General features: G+C 45.3%; 12 protein-coding genes. 3 read left to right on the forward strand and 9 right to left on the reverse strand.

Going from position 1 to position 16,354, the window contains the following annotated elements; genetic code table 11:
* The 9 genes from RZO55_RS00010 to ssnA all read right to left on the reverse strand — a co-directional run.
* A partial coding sequence (locus RZO55_RS00010; RefSeq protein WP_318062252.1) for a sensor domain-containing diguanylate cyclase occupies positions 1–933 on the reverse strand: 933 nt, incomplete at its 3' end.
* A gap of 146 nt (positions 934–1,079) precedes the next feature.
* The gene (locus tag RZO55_RS00015; RefSeq protein WP_318062253.1) at positions 1,080–1,646 is read right to left on the reverse strand and encodes a nucleotidyltransferase family protein; all 567 of its coding nucleotides are present in this window, start codon (positions 1,644–1,646) and stop codon (positions 1,080–1,082) included.
* Positions 1,643–2,458 carry a selenium-dependent molybdenum cofactor biosynthesis protein YqeB gene (gene yqeB / locus RZO55_RS00020; RefSeq protein ID WP_318062254.1) on the reverse strand — a complete coding sequence of 272 codons (816 nt, stop codon included), beginning with the start codon at positions 2,456–2,458 and terminating at the stop codon, positions 1,643–1,645. Before yqeB ends, RZO55_RS00015 begins: the two co-directional genes overlap by 4 nt.
* 1 nt (position 2,459) lies before the next feature.
* Positions 2,460–3,494 (reverse strand): molybdopterin-binding protein, encoded by a 1,035-nt coding sequence (locus RZO55_RS00025; protein WP_318062255.1) that lies wholly within the window; start codon positions 3,492–3,494, stop codon positions 2,460–2,462.
* Entirely contained in the window at positions 3,491–4,327 is an 837-nt protein-coding gene (yqeC, locus tag RZO55_RS00030; RefSeq protein WP_318062256.1) for a selenium cofactor biosynthesis protein YqeC, read from the reverse strand. The genes RZO55_RS00025 and yqeC overlap by 4 nt, the downstream gene beginning before the upstream one ends.
* Positions 4,318–5,748: a dihydropyrimidinase gene (hydA, locus tag RZO55_RS00035; protein ID WP_369293184.1), complete on the reverse strand. Its 1,431-nt coding sequence runs from the start codon at positions 5,746–5,748 to the stop codon at positions 4,318–4,320. The genes yqeC and hydA overlap by 10 nt, the downstream gene beginning before the upstream one ends.
* Positions 5,749–5,844: 96 nt before the next feature.
* A complete protein-coding gene (gene xdh, locus RZO55_RS00040) occupies positions 5,845–8,412 on the reverse strand; it encodes a selenium-dependent xanthine dehydrogenase (protein ID WP_318062318.1) in 2,568 nt (855 codons plus the stop codon).
* 16 nt (positions 8,413–8,428) lie between these two features.
* Positions 8,429–11,419, reverse strand: coding sequence for a putative selenate reductase subunit YgfK (ygfK, locus tag RZO55_RS00045; protein ID WP_318062257.1), 2,991 nt, complete (start codon positions 11,417–11,419; stop codon positions 8,429–8,431).
* 18 nt (positions 11,420–11,437) lie between these two features.
* Positions 11,438–12,772 (reverse strand): putative aminohydrolase SsnA, encoded by a 1,335-nt coding sequence (gene ssnA / locus RZO55_RS00050; RefSeq protein WP_318062258.1) that lies wholly within the window; start codon positions 12,770–12,772, stop codon positions 11,438–11,440.
* A gap of 320 nt (positions 12,773–13,092) precedes the next feature.
* Between ssnA and RZO55_RS00055 the strand changes: the two genes are divergently transcribed.
* Genes RZO55_RS00055 through RZO55_RS00065 form a run of 3 tightly spaced genes read left to right on the forward strand, consistent with a single transcriptional unit; the run spans position 13,093 to position 16,346 of the window.
* On the forward strand, positions 13,093–13,743 hold the full coding sequence (locus RZO55_RS00055) for a helix-turn-helix transcriptional regulator (protein WP_318062259.1): 651 nt from the start codon (positions 13,093–13,095) through the stop codon (positions 13,741–13,743).
* Between the two features lie 57 nt (positions 13,744–13,800).
* Positions 13,801–15,006, forward strand: a complete 1,206-nt coding sequence (gene dpaL / locus RZO55_RS00060; RefSeq protein ID WP_318062260.1) for a diaminopropionate ammonia-lyase — start codon at positions 13,801–13,803, stop codon at positions 15,004–15,006.
* A 26-nt stretch (positions 15,007–15,032) separates the two neighbouring features.
* Positions 15,033–16,346 carry a YgeY family selenium metabolism-linked hydrolase gene (locus RZO55_RS00065; RefSeq protein WP_318062261.1) on the forward strand — a complete coding sequence of 438 codons (1,314 nt, stop codon included), beginning with the start codon at positions 15,033–15,035 and terminating at the stop codon, positions 16,344–16,346.
* Positions 16,347–16,354: the final 8 nt, after the last annotated feature.

A 16,354-nucleotide genomic window follows, 5' to 3' on the forward strand; every position in this document is an offset into this window, starting at 1 on the left:
ATCCTGGCTGCGGGTATTGCTCCGGAGTACAGCTGCAGCTTTTCTTATGTATTCATCTCCTGCCGAATGACCAAATGAATCATTGATCAGCTTCAGCCCGTTAATATCTGCCATGGTAATCACCAGGGGATAGTTATACTCCTGATCCAGAAGCCTCAGCTGTTCTTCAAAATATCTTCTGTTATACAGACCTGTAAGGGGATCATGATAGCTTAAATAATTCAGTCTCTGCTGCGCCAGTCTTCGCTCTGTTATATTATTAATTATCAGGGCAAGCTGGAATTGCCCCGGACAGAATACAATCACTTCATAGTATACATTCATCCTGTGCTGAAAACGTTCATAGCGGGCAGGTTCACCGGTTTTTACAGTCTTTACAAGCAGTTCCCATATGTCCGGCTCCAGATTGTCATGTATCTCACAAAAATATCTTCCAAGAACAGATTCTTCCTGGTCACACGCCAGTTCCTCATAGTATGGGTTTACATCAATGAGCTTATAGTGCCTGATATCGGTTTCATCCTCTCCCTTAAAGAGAGCCATTCCAAGCTGCATATGGGCAATGATTGTCCGGTATTTCTCTTCACTTTCCAACAGCTTCTGATCATAAAGGCCGATCTTTTCGTATTGCGTCTTCAATTCTTCATAACTTCTGCCCAGTTCTTCTTCAGCCAGACCTGCTTTATTTAAGAGTCTGATTATCAAATAATATAAAAATATGGTTGTACATAATACAAACATGACTCCCTTCATCATACTAAAAAGCATGACTGTGCGGAAATTACTGACAACAGCAGGAACCAATCTGTCAGAACTTAATATCCAGAACAAACTCAGCAGGAAATAAATGACACAGATCCTGATCCCTTCCTGCTTCAATTCCTTTCTGCTTTTACTTAACACAAGGAAATGTTCACTCAGCCTTTTCCACATAGCGCCCCTCCTTTGATGATTTTATTATACACGATTTTCATTATTCTGGAAACTAATAAGTGATTTTTTTCTATCATTGGATGAAATTGGAAATAAAAAAACACAGCCTTAAAAAGCCATGTCTTCCTACTTAAATATTCCCTGTTTTACCGGGGTCTGATATCTATATCCTGTAACTCTGCAGGGTCTGCTGCCTCTAAAAGAAACACATCAGACATATGGGCTCTTATAATTCTTTTTCCGCCTTTGTCACCCTTTAGTTCCATCAATTCCTTACGATACCTGCTGGAAAATAAGGCAGGATTGCCTAATTCTCCTTCGCAGCTTAAACAGGCAAGCCCTTTTTTGCTACCTTTAAATCCGCGCACCAGAGATTCTATGGTAGAGGAATGTAAATAAGGCTGATCACAGACTGCAAACAAAAAATCCGTGTCTTCATTTTCCAGTTCCTTTAAAGCCAGATGAATGGAATGTGAAATACCAAGTTTACTGTCTTTGTTTACAATGATTTTATATCCGGAATCCTTCATGTAATCCATTATCTCATCATACTGGGTCACAATCAGTTTTCTGGTAAACAAACCACCCGGAAGCTGATCAATTTCTTCTATAATACAGCGGTACATAGGCTTTCCATTCATTTCATAAAGCAGCTTATTGCCGTTAAACCGCAAGCTGTCTCCTGCTGCCAGAAGAATCAGTGTCATATTCATTGCGAAACCCTTTCTTTCTCAGTAAAACTCTTCTTTCTGAGGCTTAATACAGCCTCTAATACGCCTCCCCCTATAGCTGATGCCTTATCTGATATGGTATAACAGTATTGTGTCACCCCTCTGGGATCAATATCTCCTGATTTCATTCCGCTAAAGACAGTCACTCCATCCTGAAGCAGTCCTCTTACAACTCCCCCCACTTCAGCCAACACCGATAAATCATCCACATATCCAACCACATCATTTTGTTTTACAACTGTTCCAATGGTAACTGCAGGGTGAAATATCCCGTTTTTTACCGCACGGATAATCCGTTCCTTATCATAACCGCCTATAATTCCGGGAACTCCTGAATTGGGAAATGCACTTCCCTTCCAGATGCATCTGCCCAGGTCATGGCCCCGTTTTGTCTCTACCACTGCATGACAATCCACTCCTGCAGTAAAACCAGGTCCAACTCCTATGACAATGTCTGCATCCTTAATTCTTGTTCCCAGATTTTTTTTCGCTATGATGGCGTCTACTACTGCATCCGGATTTAATTCCTTACGGATGCGGCATTCTTCATCAATCACCACAGCCACCTGGTCCTTTGACCAGGTTTTCTCTATATCTTCCATGCTGGTGCATAACACACCGGTAACATTTTCCACCTCAACGCTGTTTTCGTAAACAGCTCTGGAAAATGCCACAGTCCGTCTTACTGTGGTCGGCACCGGAAGTTCCGTCATTACTACTGAAAATCCGCAGCGGTGCAGACGGCAGGCAATTCCGGAAGCCAGATCACCGGCACCTTTAATCAATATTTTCATCCTACCAGCCCTTCCCAAATCCGCAGTTTGGATAATGGCATTCCTCACAGGAAAGGCATAACCCTCCTTTTCCAAGCTTATCCAGTTCTTCCTTTGTTACCGGATCGTCTGCCATCAGGCGCGGCAAGACTAAATCAAATACCGTTCGTCTGGCATACATCACACAACCCGGAAGTCCTGCTACTGGTATGTTCTTACCGTCTTTCCGGTAATAGGATAGAAGAAACATGGCTCCAGGCAGGACAGGGGCACCATAGGACACCACTTCAGCCCCTGTGTTTCGGATTGCCAGAGGAGTTTTATCGTCCGGATCCACACTCATACCTCCGCTGACCAGGACCATATCCGCTCCCTGACTGATAAAATCAAGAATCGCTTCTGTAGTATGTTCCGGATTGTCATCAGTCACTGTCTGCCCTATAATCTCTCCTCCAAATTCTTCTGCTTTGGCTCTTAATACGGGACCGAAGGCATCTTTGACCTTTCCGCAGTATACCTCACTGCCGGTTGTTACAATACCGATTTTTTTATTATTATAGGGAAGAATGGCAAATATTTTTTTCCCGCTGCAAAGACTTTTGACTGAATCCATCTTATACTTCTTTATTACAAGTGGAATTACTCTGGTTCCGCACAGCTTATCCCCTGGTTCCACTGGTGTATTGGGATGTCTGGAAGCAATCATCATGTCTCCGGCACTGTTTACCACATCAAGCAGCCTGGTATCTATTTTCAATAATCCCCGTATTGTGGATTTTAATTCGATTTTCCCCTCTTTTACATCTCCTTTGTCCATGTGGTCATTTCTGCATAATTCACACAATATTTCAGCCGCCTCATTCTCATGATACATGGTATCATCCTTCTCCCAGACATATAGGTGCTCCTTCCCCATTGACAGCAGAACAGGGATGTCATCCTCTGTTACTACATGCCCCTTTCTAAATCTTGCCTCCTTTGACACTCCTGGTATAATCTGGGTCATATCATGGCAAAGAACATGCCCCGCTGCGTCTTTCGTTTTGATTTCCTTCATCTTGTCAGCCCCTTTCTGGTTCCCGTGTATTCGTTGCCATTCGTATGGAAACTGGTTACCGCACAGTATTGTGCCCATTGTTTCCCCATTGCTTCTGCTGCTTCCTGGGCATGTGACAGCCGTATTTCGCTATCTGCCTGATTGAAAAGAATGCGGTACTCCATGGATTCTGCTCCCTTCCGGGTTCCGTTTATGCTGGTCAGAATCTGGGAAACGGCATCCGGAGTAATCCGGTCTTCCATTGTCCGGCTGCCAAAAATGCAGGGAGCCAGTTCATAACGAAAGCACGCTTCCTCCCAGGGCTCACCGATACAGGTAAGCCCAACACAGCCGATTACTGCATAAGTATTTTTTGGTAAAACCGGCTCTCCTGTCCGCGGAATCTTAATTGGATGACATTTTGCGCCATCTGCCTCTACAAGAAGTACGTCACAAAGTTGAACCAGCTTTTCCAGTTCCGCCAGTTCCATTCCTTTTAGCTTCCCCTCTCTGGCGTGCTGGCCGGTCACCAGAGTCCAGCCGGAAGGAGAAGAAAAATGTTCCTTATTTACGGCAAGAAAATCACTGACTGTTTTATAATCAGCCGCCTCTGCCACGACCCTGTCAACTGGCCTGTAAATATGTGTGCTGGTGGTGACAATCACTCTTTTTCCACAGCCCGCTAATTCCTCTGCAAGAGAAAACATGGCAGTTGTCTTGCCTCCGCCTCCTGTAAAAGCTATGATTTCCGGTTCTTTTATAGAAAGGCTGAGTGCTTCCCACAGTGAGTTCTTCTTTTTTAGTTTTATTTTACCATCTGACTCTTCAAACGCATATACGCTTTTTAATTCCATTGTGCCAGCCCCATATGCTTGTTTCTTGCCACATAAGAGCCTGTCTTTTCCACCAGAACTTTTCCATTCTCTGCAGCCAGACGGCCTTTTAAGAATACAAGCTCTGCTTTTCCCTCAACGGTTATTCCCTCAAATGGACAGTAGTCCACATGTGCAACCTGATTGTCAACTGACATCGTCCACCTGGACTCCGGATTCCATACCACGATATCTGCATCACTTCCTGGAGCTATGACGCCTTTTTCTGGATAGACCCCGTAAAGCTTTGCCGGATTTTCAGAGAGAAGACGGCACATCTGTTCCACAGTCAGTCCATACTTTTTTACCCCGAAGCTGTACATTAAGGCTGGACGTGCCTCCACTCCAGGCATGCCGTTTGGTATCTTTGTAAAGTCCTTACTTCCTGCTGCCTTTTGTGCCAAAGTAAAACTGCAGTGGTCGGTGGATACGGTCTGGATCTGATCCGCCTTTAAAAGCTCCCACAGCCTCTTCCGGTCTGATGCCTTCTTGATTGTAGGAGAAATCACGTACTTACTTCCCTCAAAACCAGGAAGATCATAAACATCATCATTAAAAATCAGATATTGTGGGCAGGTTTCCACATATACCTCCTGCCCTCTTTCTCTTGCATATAAAATCTCTTTGTAACCGGCTTCTGAACTTAAATGTACGATGATAACCGGGCAGTCCGCTACCTGGGCAATCTTTAATAGACGGCCTGCTGCTTCTGCTTCTACCGCCGCTGGTCTTGATTTTTTATGTGCATTAACGGAATAATTCCCCTTTGCTTTTTCTTCCTCCACTAAAGCCTCTATGATTCCCTTGTTTTCACAGTGTACACCAGCAATTCCCCCAGCCTCTTTTAAACGCTTTAAAATCTGGTAAATCTTTTTATCCGCCATATACATCTCGTCATAAGTCATATACAGCTTAAAGGAAGTCACACCTTCAGAAATAATGGTGTCAAGCTCTTCGTTTACAGAATGGTTCCAGTCCGATATGGCAAGGTGAAACCCATAATCACAGGATGCATTGCCATCCGCTTTTTTATGCCAGTTATTCAAAGCCTGATGGAGACTTTCTCCCTGGTACTGAGTGGCAAAATCGATGATCATGGTGGTTCCTCCGGCTAAAGCCGCTTTGGTTCCTGACTTAAAATCATCAGCAGTTACAGTCCCTGCAACATGAAGATCAAAATGAGTATGGGCATCAATAAATCCCGGGAATAAAAGCCTGCCGGAAACATCGATGATCTTGGCATCCGCCTCATCAATCTTCTGTTCCACTGCCAGAATTTTTCCATCCTCCATGAGAACATCTGCTGCTGCAGTCTTACTTCCTGAAACTACGGTTCCACCTTTTAACAACGTCTTCACAGCACATCCACTTCCTTTCTGATAATCCGGTATTTCTGTCTGCATACCGGTCTATACAATCTATTTTCCCCTGTTCCCCGTTTCTTGTCAATCCTAAAAAGACGCAGAGAAAATAATTTCTTCTCCTGCGCCTTTTTACGGTCATTTTTTCTTTTTCCGATACGCCGTCTCTTCCAGGGGGAGGGTGGTACGGAATACACCATCATGCTTATAATAAGCGCCCTGGACAGCTGGTGCAGTGGGAATAGAGGTAATCTCTCCGATTCCAATTGCCCCATAAGCAAGGGGATCGTGATTTCGTTCGACAATTATACTTTGGACATCCGGTGTCTTATCTGCACGAAACAGTCCCAGTGTTCCGAACCTTGCAAGGGGTGTACCATGATCCAGCGGAAATTCCTCTGTCAGAGCGTATCCCAGTGACATGATCACGCCCCCCTCAATCTGTCCCTCTACAGACAGCGGATTAATGGCCTTTCCCACATCATGGGCTGCAATCACCTGCTCCACTGTGCCATCTTCCTTTAAACAGACTACCTGGGTGGCGAAACCGTATGCCACATGGGATACCGGATTCTTTTTATCGCTTCCCATAGGATCTGTGGCAGCCAGATATTCCCCAAAATATTCTTTTCCGTTTAAAGAAGACAACTGGTTTCCTGCCTTTAAATCCTGAAGAATCAGACCGCATGCACGTCTGGCTGCTTCCCCGGTTACCAGAGTCTGGCGGGAGCCGGAGGTGGTTCCGGAATCAGGTGCCAAATTAGTTTCAGCCGCCACATAAACAACCTGATCTCCAGTAATGTCAAGGGTTTCACACACAATCTGCTCCAGTACGGTACCAAGTCCCTGACCGATGCAGGAGGCTCCTGACCGGATATGAACCATGCTATCTTCAATGGTAAGCCTGCATCTTCCCCAGTCAGGAAGCCCCACTCCCACTCCGGCATTTTTCATGGCACAGGCAATTCCTGCATAAGGGTGGCTTTCATAATGATCCTTTACTGCAAGCAAGGTTTCCACAAGAGCCGTTCCTTCTGCAGCGATCTGACCGTTTGGAAGCTCCTGCCCAGGCCTGATCGCGTTGCGGTAACGGATTTCCCATGGGCTGATCCCAACTTTTTCCGCCAGCAGATTCAAATTACATTCAATTGCAAAGCAGCTTTGTGTGACTCCGAATCCGCGAAACGCTCCTGCAGGCGGATTGTTGGTATAGACGGCTGTCCCTTCAATGTCAATGTTCTGATAATGGTAGGGTCCTGCCGCATGGGTGCAAAGCCGCTGGAGAACAGGTCCTCCCAGAGAAGCGTAAGCTCCGGTATCCGTTACGACTACTGCCGTCATACCAGTCAGATTGCCATTCTCATCACAGGCAGTGGTAAATTCCATGGAAGCAGGGTGGCGTTTTGGATGAACCATGATGCTTTCTTTCCTCGTCAGCTTTACCTTAACAGGTCTTTTGGTATGATAGGACAAAAGAGCCGCATGATGCTGAACGGACATATCCTCTTTTCCGCCAAATCCCCCTCCTACCAGTTTATTGATGACATGAACCTTTGAAAGCTCAAAACCCAGCATTCCGGCACATTCCTTTTGCGTATCATAGGTTCCCTGATCGGAGGAATAGATAACAGCATCTTCCTCTTCCCTGTCCACGATGGCTATTGCACACTCCGGTTCCAGGAATGCATGCTCTGTAAACGGAGTCTCATAATGCATGGTTACAGAATATGCGGAATTTTCTATGGCTTTTTTCGCATCTCCTCTTATCAGATGTTCATGGGCTAAAATATTACCCGTATCATGAACCAGAGGTGCATCCGGCTTTAAAGCTTCTTCTGGAGAAAAAACTCCCGGAAGTTCCTCGTATTCAATTCGGATCAACTTCTTCGCTTCTTCCAGTATCTCAGGAGTATCGGCCGCTACAAGACAGACTGCATCTCCCACATATCTGGTTATCTCACCTTCCGCGATCATGGTATCCCAGTCCTTTTTTAGATGTCCCACTTTATTCTTTCCCGGAACATCCTTAGCGGTTAAGACTGCGCGGACTCCAGGCAGAGCTTTGGCTCTTGAACTGTCTATAGAAAGAATCCTTGCCCTGGGATATCTGCTTCGCACCGCACTTCCGTAGATTAAGCCTTCCACTTCCATATCATCTACGTACTCCCCGTAGCCCAGCACTTTTTCCGGCACATCCAGGCGATGAACCCGCTGACCCACAGACTTTACTTCAGGAGCTTTTAAATCCCTGACGTCTTCCCGAAACAGCCTGGCTGCAAGAAGAATGGCATCAATAATCTTCTTATATCCGGTACAGCGGCAGATATTCCCCCGCACTGCAAAGGCGGCCTCTTTCCTTGTTGGATCAGGATTTTCATCAATGAGGGCCTTTGCACAGATTACCATGCCGGGAATGCAAAAGCCGCACTGAACAGCCCCCGCTGACCCAAAGGCATAAACAAATACTTCCTTTTCTCTGTCAGACAGTCCTTCTACCGTCACAACAGATTTCCCCTCCATTCTGGCAGCTTTCTGAACACAGGCTTTTACAGCCTTTCCGTCTATTAAGACCGTACATGTTCCGCAGGCACCTTCGCTGCATCCGTCTTTTACAGACTTAAGCCCCAGATCAATTCTTAAAACGTCAATCAGCTTCCTTTCTTCCGGTACTGTTACAATCTCTCCGTTTACCAGGAAACGAACCATTGCTTCACCCACTTTCTTATCTTAACAGATAATCGTAGTCATTTATAACGGTTTCCACAATCTTTAAAAGCCCTTCAGGAACTGCATCAACCGCTTCCCCTTTTTTCCCCGTATACAGACTTCCCATATATTTAAGAAGGAATGCACCGGTTTTTCTGTCAATCACGGTAAATCCCTGATTCTTACTGTGATTTAAATCAGCTTCATTGGCAAACAGAGTGAATTTATCAATATACGGGGCGCTGTCATATGGACAAAAGCTTCTGCAGTTTCCGCATTCATTGCATAAATAATCCACATGAAGGATCTGATGCTTTGTCAGTCCCGGAACCATAAGTGCCAGATTAGCGCGGTTCGGACAGACCTCTGCGCAGTTTTCGCAGATGCTTTTACAACCAAGGCACCTGGTATTTTCTTCCTGATCATCAAGTGTTTCTTTTAAGATACCTCTTTTATCGTAGAGTTTATCAGGATCAGCTGGCAGGTTATCAAAATCCCTGGCAGCTTTCTTCCCCAGAATGGCTTCTGCCGTCATTCTGGCATCTCTGATAGCTTCTACCACAGTTCCCGGACCAAAAAGCCCATCGCCTATTGCATATACTCCGGATACGCTTGTTTCTAACGTCTCCTCATTCACAAGAACTCTTCCCCTGCCTGTTAATTCAATGCCGTTCTTTAAGTAAAACTCTTTTGGAATTCCTTCGCCAACTGCCGCTATGACCGTATCTGCAGGTATGGAAACAGTCTCAGTTGTTTCTATAACAGCCCTTCTTCCGCTTTCGTCTGCAGCGGCAAGCTTCATCACACTGCAGATCAGCTGTCCGTGAACCAACTCTGCAGGAGATAATAGCTCCATAAATTTTACGCCATCCTGCATGGCAAGCAGCAATTCCTCCTCATCTGCAGGCATGTATCGTTTTGTTCTCCGGTAAATAAGGGAAACCCCTTCTACGCCCTGGGTTCTGACCGCTGCTCTTGCCGTATCCATCGCCGTATTGCCTCCGCCGATTACTGCAACTTTCTTTCCAATATCTACATTTTTATCCTTTTTTCTGTACTCACTCAGAAAATGCAGGGCATTTATGGTTTCGCCTGTCTTCAGATTCAGAACTCCCGGCTCGCTTGCACCTGCTGCCAGAATGATTGAATCAAATCCTTGGTTTTTCAATGCAGACAGATCTGTTATTTCCGTATTCAGCCTTACCTCTGCCCCATACGAGAGACATAATTCAATATCCTTATCAATCACATGCCCTGATATTCTAAAATCAGGAATAACGTTTTTGACCACTCCGCCTAACGAACCGCTTTTTTCAAATATTGTGGCAGGCATACCAGACTTTGTCAGGAAATATGCGGCGGAAAGACCTGCAGGACCGCCTCCGATAATTGCTGTTTTTTTACCAGTCAGGCCGCCTTTTTTAATGGTTTTCCAATAACCTTCAAATCCCTTTTCTGCACAAAGCAGCTTGGCTCCTCTTATATTTACTGGAGATTCGTAATGATTCCTGGTACACATGTTCATACAGTTATGGGCACATATGGAACCGGTTATAAACGGAAGGGGATTTTTCTCTGCAATCACTTCCATGGCCTCTTCGTAATTTCCCTGACCTGACAGTTTTAAGTATGTGGTGATATCCTGATGTATGGGACAGGCCTCCTGACAGGGTGCTGTATAGCAGTCCAGCAAGGGAACTGGTTTTTTCATCTTTCTCTCAGGCAGAAGCTTAAGGGCTTTTGTATAATGTGAATCTGTAACCGAATCTTTCGCCAGTTTTGAGACTTTAGTAACATCCACTCCCTGAAATGAAACGCTGGTCTCCCGCGTCTGTTCTGCCATCTGAAGAAGTCTCTGGTAACCCCCCGGCTTTAAAAGGGTGGTAGCAACTGTAACCGGCCAGATCCCAGCATCTGTAATCTTTTGGATGTTATGATAATCACCGCCGCCGGAAAAGGAGATTCTAAGCGCTCCGTTAAATTCTTTGGAAAGTCTGGCTGCCAGTGCCATAGAAAGAGGGAAAAGAGACCTTCCTGACATGTACATCTCCTGGCTGGGGAGCTCACCATTTTTAACATCAACAGGAAAGGTATTGGTCAGCTTTACGCCAAACTCTGATCCGCGTTCCTTGGCCAGTGCCATAAGCCGCTGCAACATGGGAACCGCATCTTCATACTGAAGATCGTCAAGAAAATGGAACTCACCAAAGGAAACATAGTCATATCCCATCTCGTCCAGAGTATTTCTGGCAAATTCATATCCCAGTAGTGTGGGATTACATTTAATAAAGGTATTCAGTCCCTTTTCTTCTATTAAATACACAGCTATCCGTTCAATCTCCTGAGGCGGACATCCATGTAAGGTAGAAAGGGTAACAGAATTGCAGATCCGTGAAGAGATAGCTTCTATATCCTCTTTTGTCACATGCCGAAACTCCTCCACATGATTCAGAAGATACTGCCTGCAGGACTGAAACGTTTCCGTCTCTCCTGCTTCCATCATACAGTCAATGAAAGAATTGATCTTGGGGGATTTGATTCCCTCCAGATCATATCCCACACTCATATTAAACTGAAATCCATCCATACGGCCTAAACCGTACTCTTTTGCCATAAAAGACAGGATAAACCAGGCTTTGATATACTCCTCCTGTGCCTGGGGAACATAAAGTTCGGTAGACCATTCGCAGTTGTAACACTCATCCTCTGCCCTGATACAGGGTTTTTCTACCGGCAGGTCATCTCCGTCTAATATCTGCACAGTCTTCAGCTCGAAGAATCGGCTTCCTGCATAGTAAGCAGCTGCAATGTTCTGGGCCAGCTGGGTATGGGGACCGGCCGCAGGTCCGATGGGGGTCTCAAGGGTTCTGCCAAAGAGCTCCCTGTTATGTGACTCAGCCGCCAGATAAGGACGGTATACTCCAAAAACCGATTTTTTCTTTTTATGCTCTCCCATCACCCAGTCCATTAACTGCGCAAAGGGCATTGGTGTCATTTTGTCTCCCATAGATATCCTCCTGTCTGTTTATCGTCCGTTGATCCGTGCAGCAAGCCCTTTTGCAGCTTCTCTGCATTCTGCCATAAGCTTCTCTTCATCAATTCCTATAAGGGTTCTGTCTTTCATAAGAACCTTACCGTTACATATGGTGGTTACCACGCTGCGTCCGGTCATGCCAAACAGAATATGGCTGTTTGCATTGTCTGCGTTCATGGGGGTCAGCGGGATATAATCCGTTACAATGACATCAGCAGCTGCACCTTCCTTTAAAACTCCCAGCTGTTTCTTAAAATATCTGCCTGCAATCTTTGCATTTCCTTCAAAAAGCATCTTTGGAACCTCACTCCAGGCTGCATTGGGATCACATAGATGGTGTTTATGAAGCACGTTGGCTGTCTTATAGGACTCCAGCATATCGTGGGTATAACCGTCTGTTCCAAGACCGGTTAAAATCCCACGTTTCACCAGTTCCATCGTGGGAGGACATCCGCAGGCATTGCCCATATTGGATTCCGGATTGTGCACCACCATAGTGTCCGTATCATGAATTAGATCCATCTCATGGGGATTAATATAGATGCAATGTCCCAAAAGTGTCTTCTCTCCGAGAATCCGAAAGTCCATAAGTCGGTCAATAATCCGCTTGCCATACTTATGAAGGCAGTCATGAAGATCCTCAATCCCTTCTGCCACATGTATATGATAGCCTGTCCCGTCCGGTTTATGGGATGCCGCAAATTCCATGGTCTGATCCGATATGGTAAACTGGGCATGCATTCCCATCATGCCTGCAATCATATCCGAATCATCAGAACCAGCGTGTCGGATAAATGCCTCGTTCTCAAGAATTCCTTCTCTCGCTTTTTCCTCTCCTGCGCGGTCGGAGACCTCATAGCATAAGCAGGTTCTGATTCCGGTTTTACCTGCAGCTTCCCCGATCCGGAATAAGGAATCTCTGATCTGCCCGAAGCTGGCATGATGGTCAAATACAGTTGTCACTCCATTCTTAATGGAATCCACATAGGTTGCCATAGCGCTTAAATAGACATCATTCAATGTCAAATTCCGGTCTATGGTCCACCAGAGTCCATCAAGAATCTCCAGAAATCCATGGGGATTATACCCGTCAATGGCTAATCCTCTGGCAAAGGAGCTGTAAATATGCTCATGGGTATTTAAAAAGGATGGCATAATGACCCCACCCCTGGCATCAATGTATTCTGCCTGAGGATATTCCTTTCTAAGTTCACCGGTAGTCAGAATCTTTTTTATCACCCCGTCTTCCATTGCCACTGCTCCGTCTTCCAGAAACGGATTCCCGGGATCTCTTGTGATCATTCTTCCATTACCAATTATCAGCATGATTCCATCTCCTTTTCCATTTTCTAAGATCCGAAAGTAAATTGCTAATTTTCTTATGTATACAAACCTGACAGGATAAATTTTGAAGGCCAATACTTTATTTTCGCAATTTGCTTTCTTTTTATCTTTTTAAGCTTATTTTTTTATGCACATTATACTATAGCTTTCGTTTAAAAACAGTTTATCATTTCACTTTGAGAAATGCAAGTATGATTTACAAAAAAAATTAGTAAACCTAAAAAATTTTTAGAAAACCACTTGTAATTAAAATTTTTTATGCTATGATGAATTTAACAACGAACCTGTAAGGAGGAGGAAAAATGGACTCAAAGCTTCAGTTACTGACACAGATTGCGCAGGGAATGGCAGCCCACTTTGGCAATCAATGCGAAGTGGTGATTCATGACCTGCACAAGGAAAACATGGAAAACTCCATCGTTTTTATTGAAAACGGCCAGGTCAGCAACCGTAAAATCGGAGACGGGCCTTCTGAGATTGTTCTGGAGACTTTAAAAAAGGATCCTGATCTATTAAAAGACCGCCTCTCCTATCTCACAAGAACCGAGGATGGCCGGATACTGAAATCCAGCACCATGTATATCAGGGGAAGCGATCATACCGTTGACTACATCCTTGCATTAAACTATGACATCACCGGACTGCTTACCGTGGAGAATGCGGTTAAATCCCTTATTTCCACCGGTGAAACTGCGGGAGATCACAATAAGGAACCTAAAAAAATCACCCATAATGTCAATGATCTGCTGGACACTTTAATCGATCAGTCTGTTGCTTTAGTTGGAAAACCGGTAGCCTTGATGACGAAGGATGACAAAGTGGCTGCTATTCAGTATCTCAATGACGCAGGCGCATTTCTCATTACAAAATCAGGTGACAAGGTATCCAGCTTTTTCGGTATATCAAAATTCACTTTATACAGCTATATGGATGCAAACAAAGAAAAGGCTTAAGCAGCCTGCAGACGAAACACGATGATTCTATTTTATTATAAAGGAGAATGTGCAGATATGAAACCAATTGAATGGGCTGTAAACACCATGCCAAAAACCGATGACAGACATCTGCCTGTTATGGCGCCTGAGGAGATTTTAAAGGCGAGAAACTTCCACAAGAGTTTCCCCCGGTACAAAGAAACTCCTCTCACAAAGCTCCCCCATATGGCAGACTACCTTGAGTTAGGTGAGATTTACATAAAAGATGAATCTTACCGGTTCGGCTTAAATGCATTTAAGGTTTTAGGCGGCTCTTATGCCATGGCTAAGTATGTGGCAAAGCAGACTGGAAAAGAAGTCTCTGATCTTCCATTTCAGGTGCTGACCTCCGAAGCGTTAAAGGAAGAATTCGGTCAGGCCACCTTTTTTACCGCAACAGACGGCAATCACGGAAGAGGTGTTGCCTGGGCTGCCCGCCAGCTTGGACAGAAGGCAGTTGTCTTTATGCCAAAAGGTACTACATTAAACCGGTTTAACAACATTAAAGCAGAAGGAGCAGATGTAACCATTGAGGAATTCAACTACGACGAATGCGTCCGCATGGCTGCTGATGCGGCTTTAAAGGTGAAGAACGGCGTTGTTGTACAGGATACCGCCTGGGATGGTTACGAGGAAATCCCGGCCTGGATCATGCAGGGGTACGGCACCATGGTCATGGAAGCTGACGAACAGCTTATGGCATACGAGTGCGAAAAACCCACACATGTGTTTGTCCAGGCAGGTGTGGGATCTCTCGCCGGAGCAGTGGTTGGATACTTTAAAAACCGCTATCCTGAGAATCCGCCTGTCTGTGTTGTGGTGGAAGCAGATGTGGCTGCCTGTCTTTATGAAGGCGCCAAAGCCGGAGACGGCAATATCCGGATCGTGGACGGCGATATGCAGACCATTATGGCCGGTCTTGCCTGTGGAGAGCCTAATACGATCTCCTGGGATATTTTAAAGAATCATACCGACACATTTATTTCTGCTCCTGACTGGGCTGCTGCCGAAGGTATGAGAATGCTGGCTGCGCCAATAAAAGGAGATGCTCCTGTTACATCGGGAGAATCAGGTGCTGCACCATTTGGAGTTTTAGCTTCCATTATGAAGGATGACTCCTGTCAGGCCTTAAGAGATCACCTGGGACTTAACAAAGATTCTAAAGTTCTTCTTTTCTCCACAGAAGGAGATACAGATCCTGACCGTTATAAAGCCATTGTCTGGGAAGGAAAAGAACGTTAGCCATTCATAAAAACGGAGGTATTAGCATGGATTACGAAAAAATTAAAGAAGCAGCTAAAAACTATGAAGCAGATATGACAAAATTTCTGCGTGACATCGTAAAATTCCCCGGGGAAAGCTGCGATGAAAAAGCTCACATTGACCGGATTGCACAGGAGATGGAAAAGCTTGAGTTTGACAAAGTACAGATTGATCCCATGGGCAATGTGCTTGGATTTATGGGAACAGGAAAGACACTGATCGGTTTCGATGCCCACATTGATACGGTAGGAATCGGCAATAAGTCCAACTGGAATTTTGATCCTTACGAAGGCTACGAAACCGATACGGAAATCGGAGGAAGAGGTGTCTCCGACCAGTGCGGCGGACTGGTATCCGCTGTCTACGGTGCCAGAATTATGAAGGATCTAGGGCTCTTAAGTGACAAATACACCGTTCTTGTTACCGGTACCGTACAGGAGGAAGACTGCGACGGACTCTGCTGGCAGTACATTATCAATGAAGATAAGATCCGTCCGGAATTTGTAGTATCCACCGAACCCACGGATGGCGGAATCTACCGCGGGCAGAGAGGACGTATGGAAATACGGGTTGATGTAAAGGGAATCTCCTGCCACGGATCTGCACCGGAGCGGGGAGACAATGCGATCTATAAGATGGCTGATATTCTTCAGGATGTCCGTTCTCTTAATGAGAATGATGCAGCAGAGGGCAATGAGATTAAGGGACTTACTAAAATGCTTGAGGAAGCTCATAATACCCAGTGGAAAGAAGCGAACTTTTTAGGCAGAGGGACCATTACCGTCTCAGAGATTTTCTTCACATCACCAAGCCGCTGTGCAGTAGCCGACTCCTGTTCTGTTTCCTTAGACCGCCGTATGACAGCAGGGGAAACCTGGGAAAGCTGTCTGGAGGAGATCCGCAGCCTTCCAAATGTTAAGAAATACGGAGACGATGTCACCGTTTCCATGTATGAGTATTCCCGTCCTTCCTATAAAGACCTTACCTATCCAATCGAATGTTACTTCCCGACCTGGGTCATTCCTGAGGATCATAAAGTAACAAGATCATTGGAAGAAGCTTATAAGTCCTTATACGGGAATACCAGAATCGGTTCTGAGGAGACAGTTTCCATGCGGCTTGCACGTCCTCTTACCGACAAATGGACTTTTTCCACCAACGGTGTTTCCATCATGGGACGTAATCAGATTCCATGCATCGGCTTTGGCCCGGGAGCAGAGGCACAGGCCCATGCGCCGAATGAAAAGACCTGGAAGCAGGACCTTGTCACCTGTGCAGCCGTATATGCCGCACTTCCCACTGTTTACTGCAATGAATAAAACCACTA

Source organism: Clostridium boliviensis (assembly GCF_033342255.1).
Taxonomy (GTDB): domain Bacteria; phylum Bacillota; class Clostridia; order Lachnospirales; family Lachnospiraceae; genus Lacrimispora; species Lacrimispora boliviensis.

Excerpts from the sequence above, each read along its gene's own strand:
- dpaL (WP_318062260.1), top strand. The coding sequence starts at position 13,801 with ATGAAACCAATTGAATGGGCTGTAAACACCATGCCAAAAACCGATGAC.
- RZO55_RS00065 (WP_318062261.1), top strand. The coding sequence starts at position 15,033 with ATGGATTACGAAAAAATTAAAGAAGCAGCTAAAAACTATGAAGCAGAT.
- xdh (WP_318062318.1), bottom strand. The coding sequence starts at position 8,412 with ATGGTTCGTTTCCTGGTAAACGGAGAGATTGTAACAGTACCGGAAGAA.
- ygfK (WP_318062257.1), bottom strand. The coding sequence starts at position 11,419 with ATGGGAGACAAAATGACACCAATGCCCTTTGCGCAGTTAATGGACTGG.
- RZO55_RS00055 (WP_318062259.1), top strand. The coding sequence starts at position 13,093 with ATGGACTCAAAGCTTCAGTTACTGACACAGATTGCGCAGGGAATGGCA.
- yqeB (WP_318062254.1), bottom strand. The coding sequence starts at position 2,458 with ATGAAAATATTGATTAAAGGTGCCGGTGATCTGGCTTCCGGAATTGCC.
- ssnA (WP_318062258.1), bottom strand. The coding sequence starts at position 12,772 with ATGCTGATAATTGGTAATGGAAGAATGATCACAAGAGATCCCGGGAAT.
- yqeC (WP_318062256.1), bottom strand. The coding sequence starts at position 4,327 with ATGGAATTAAAAAGCGTATATGCGTTTGAAGAGTCAGATGGTAAAATA.
- hydA (WP_369293184.1), bottom strand. The coding sequence starts at position 5,748 with ATGCAGACAGAAATACCGGATTATCAGAAAGGAAGTGGATGTGCTGTG.
- RZO55_RS00025 (WP_318062255.1), bottom strand. The coding sequence starts at position 3,494 with ATGAAGGAAATCAAAACGAAAGACGCAGCGGGGCATGTTCTTTGCCAT.
- RZO55_RS00015 (WP_318062253.1), bottom strand. The coding sequence starts at position 1,646 with ATGAATATGACACTGATTCTTCTGGCAGCAGGAGACAGCTTGCGGTTT.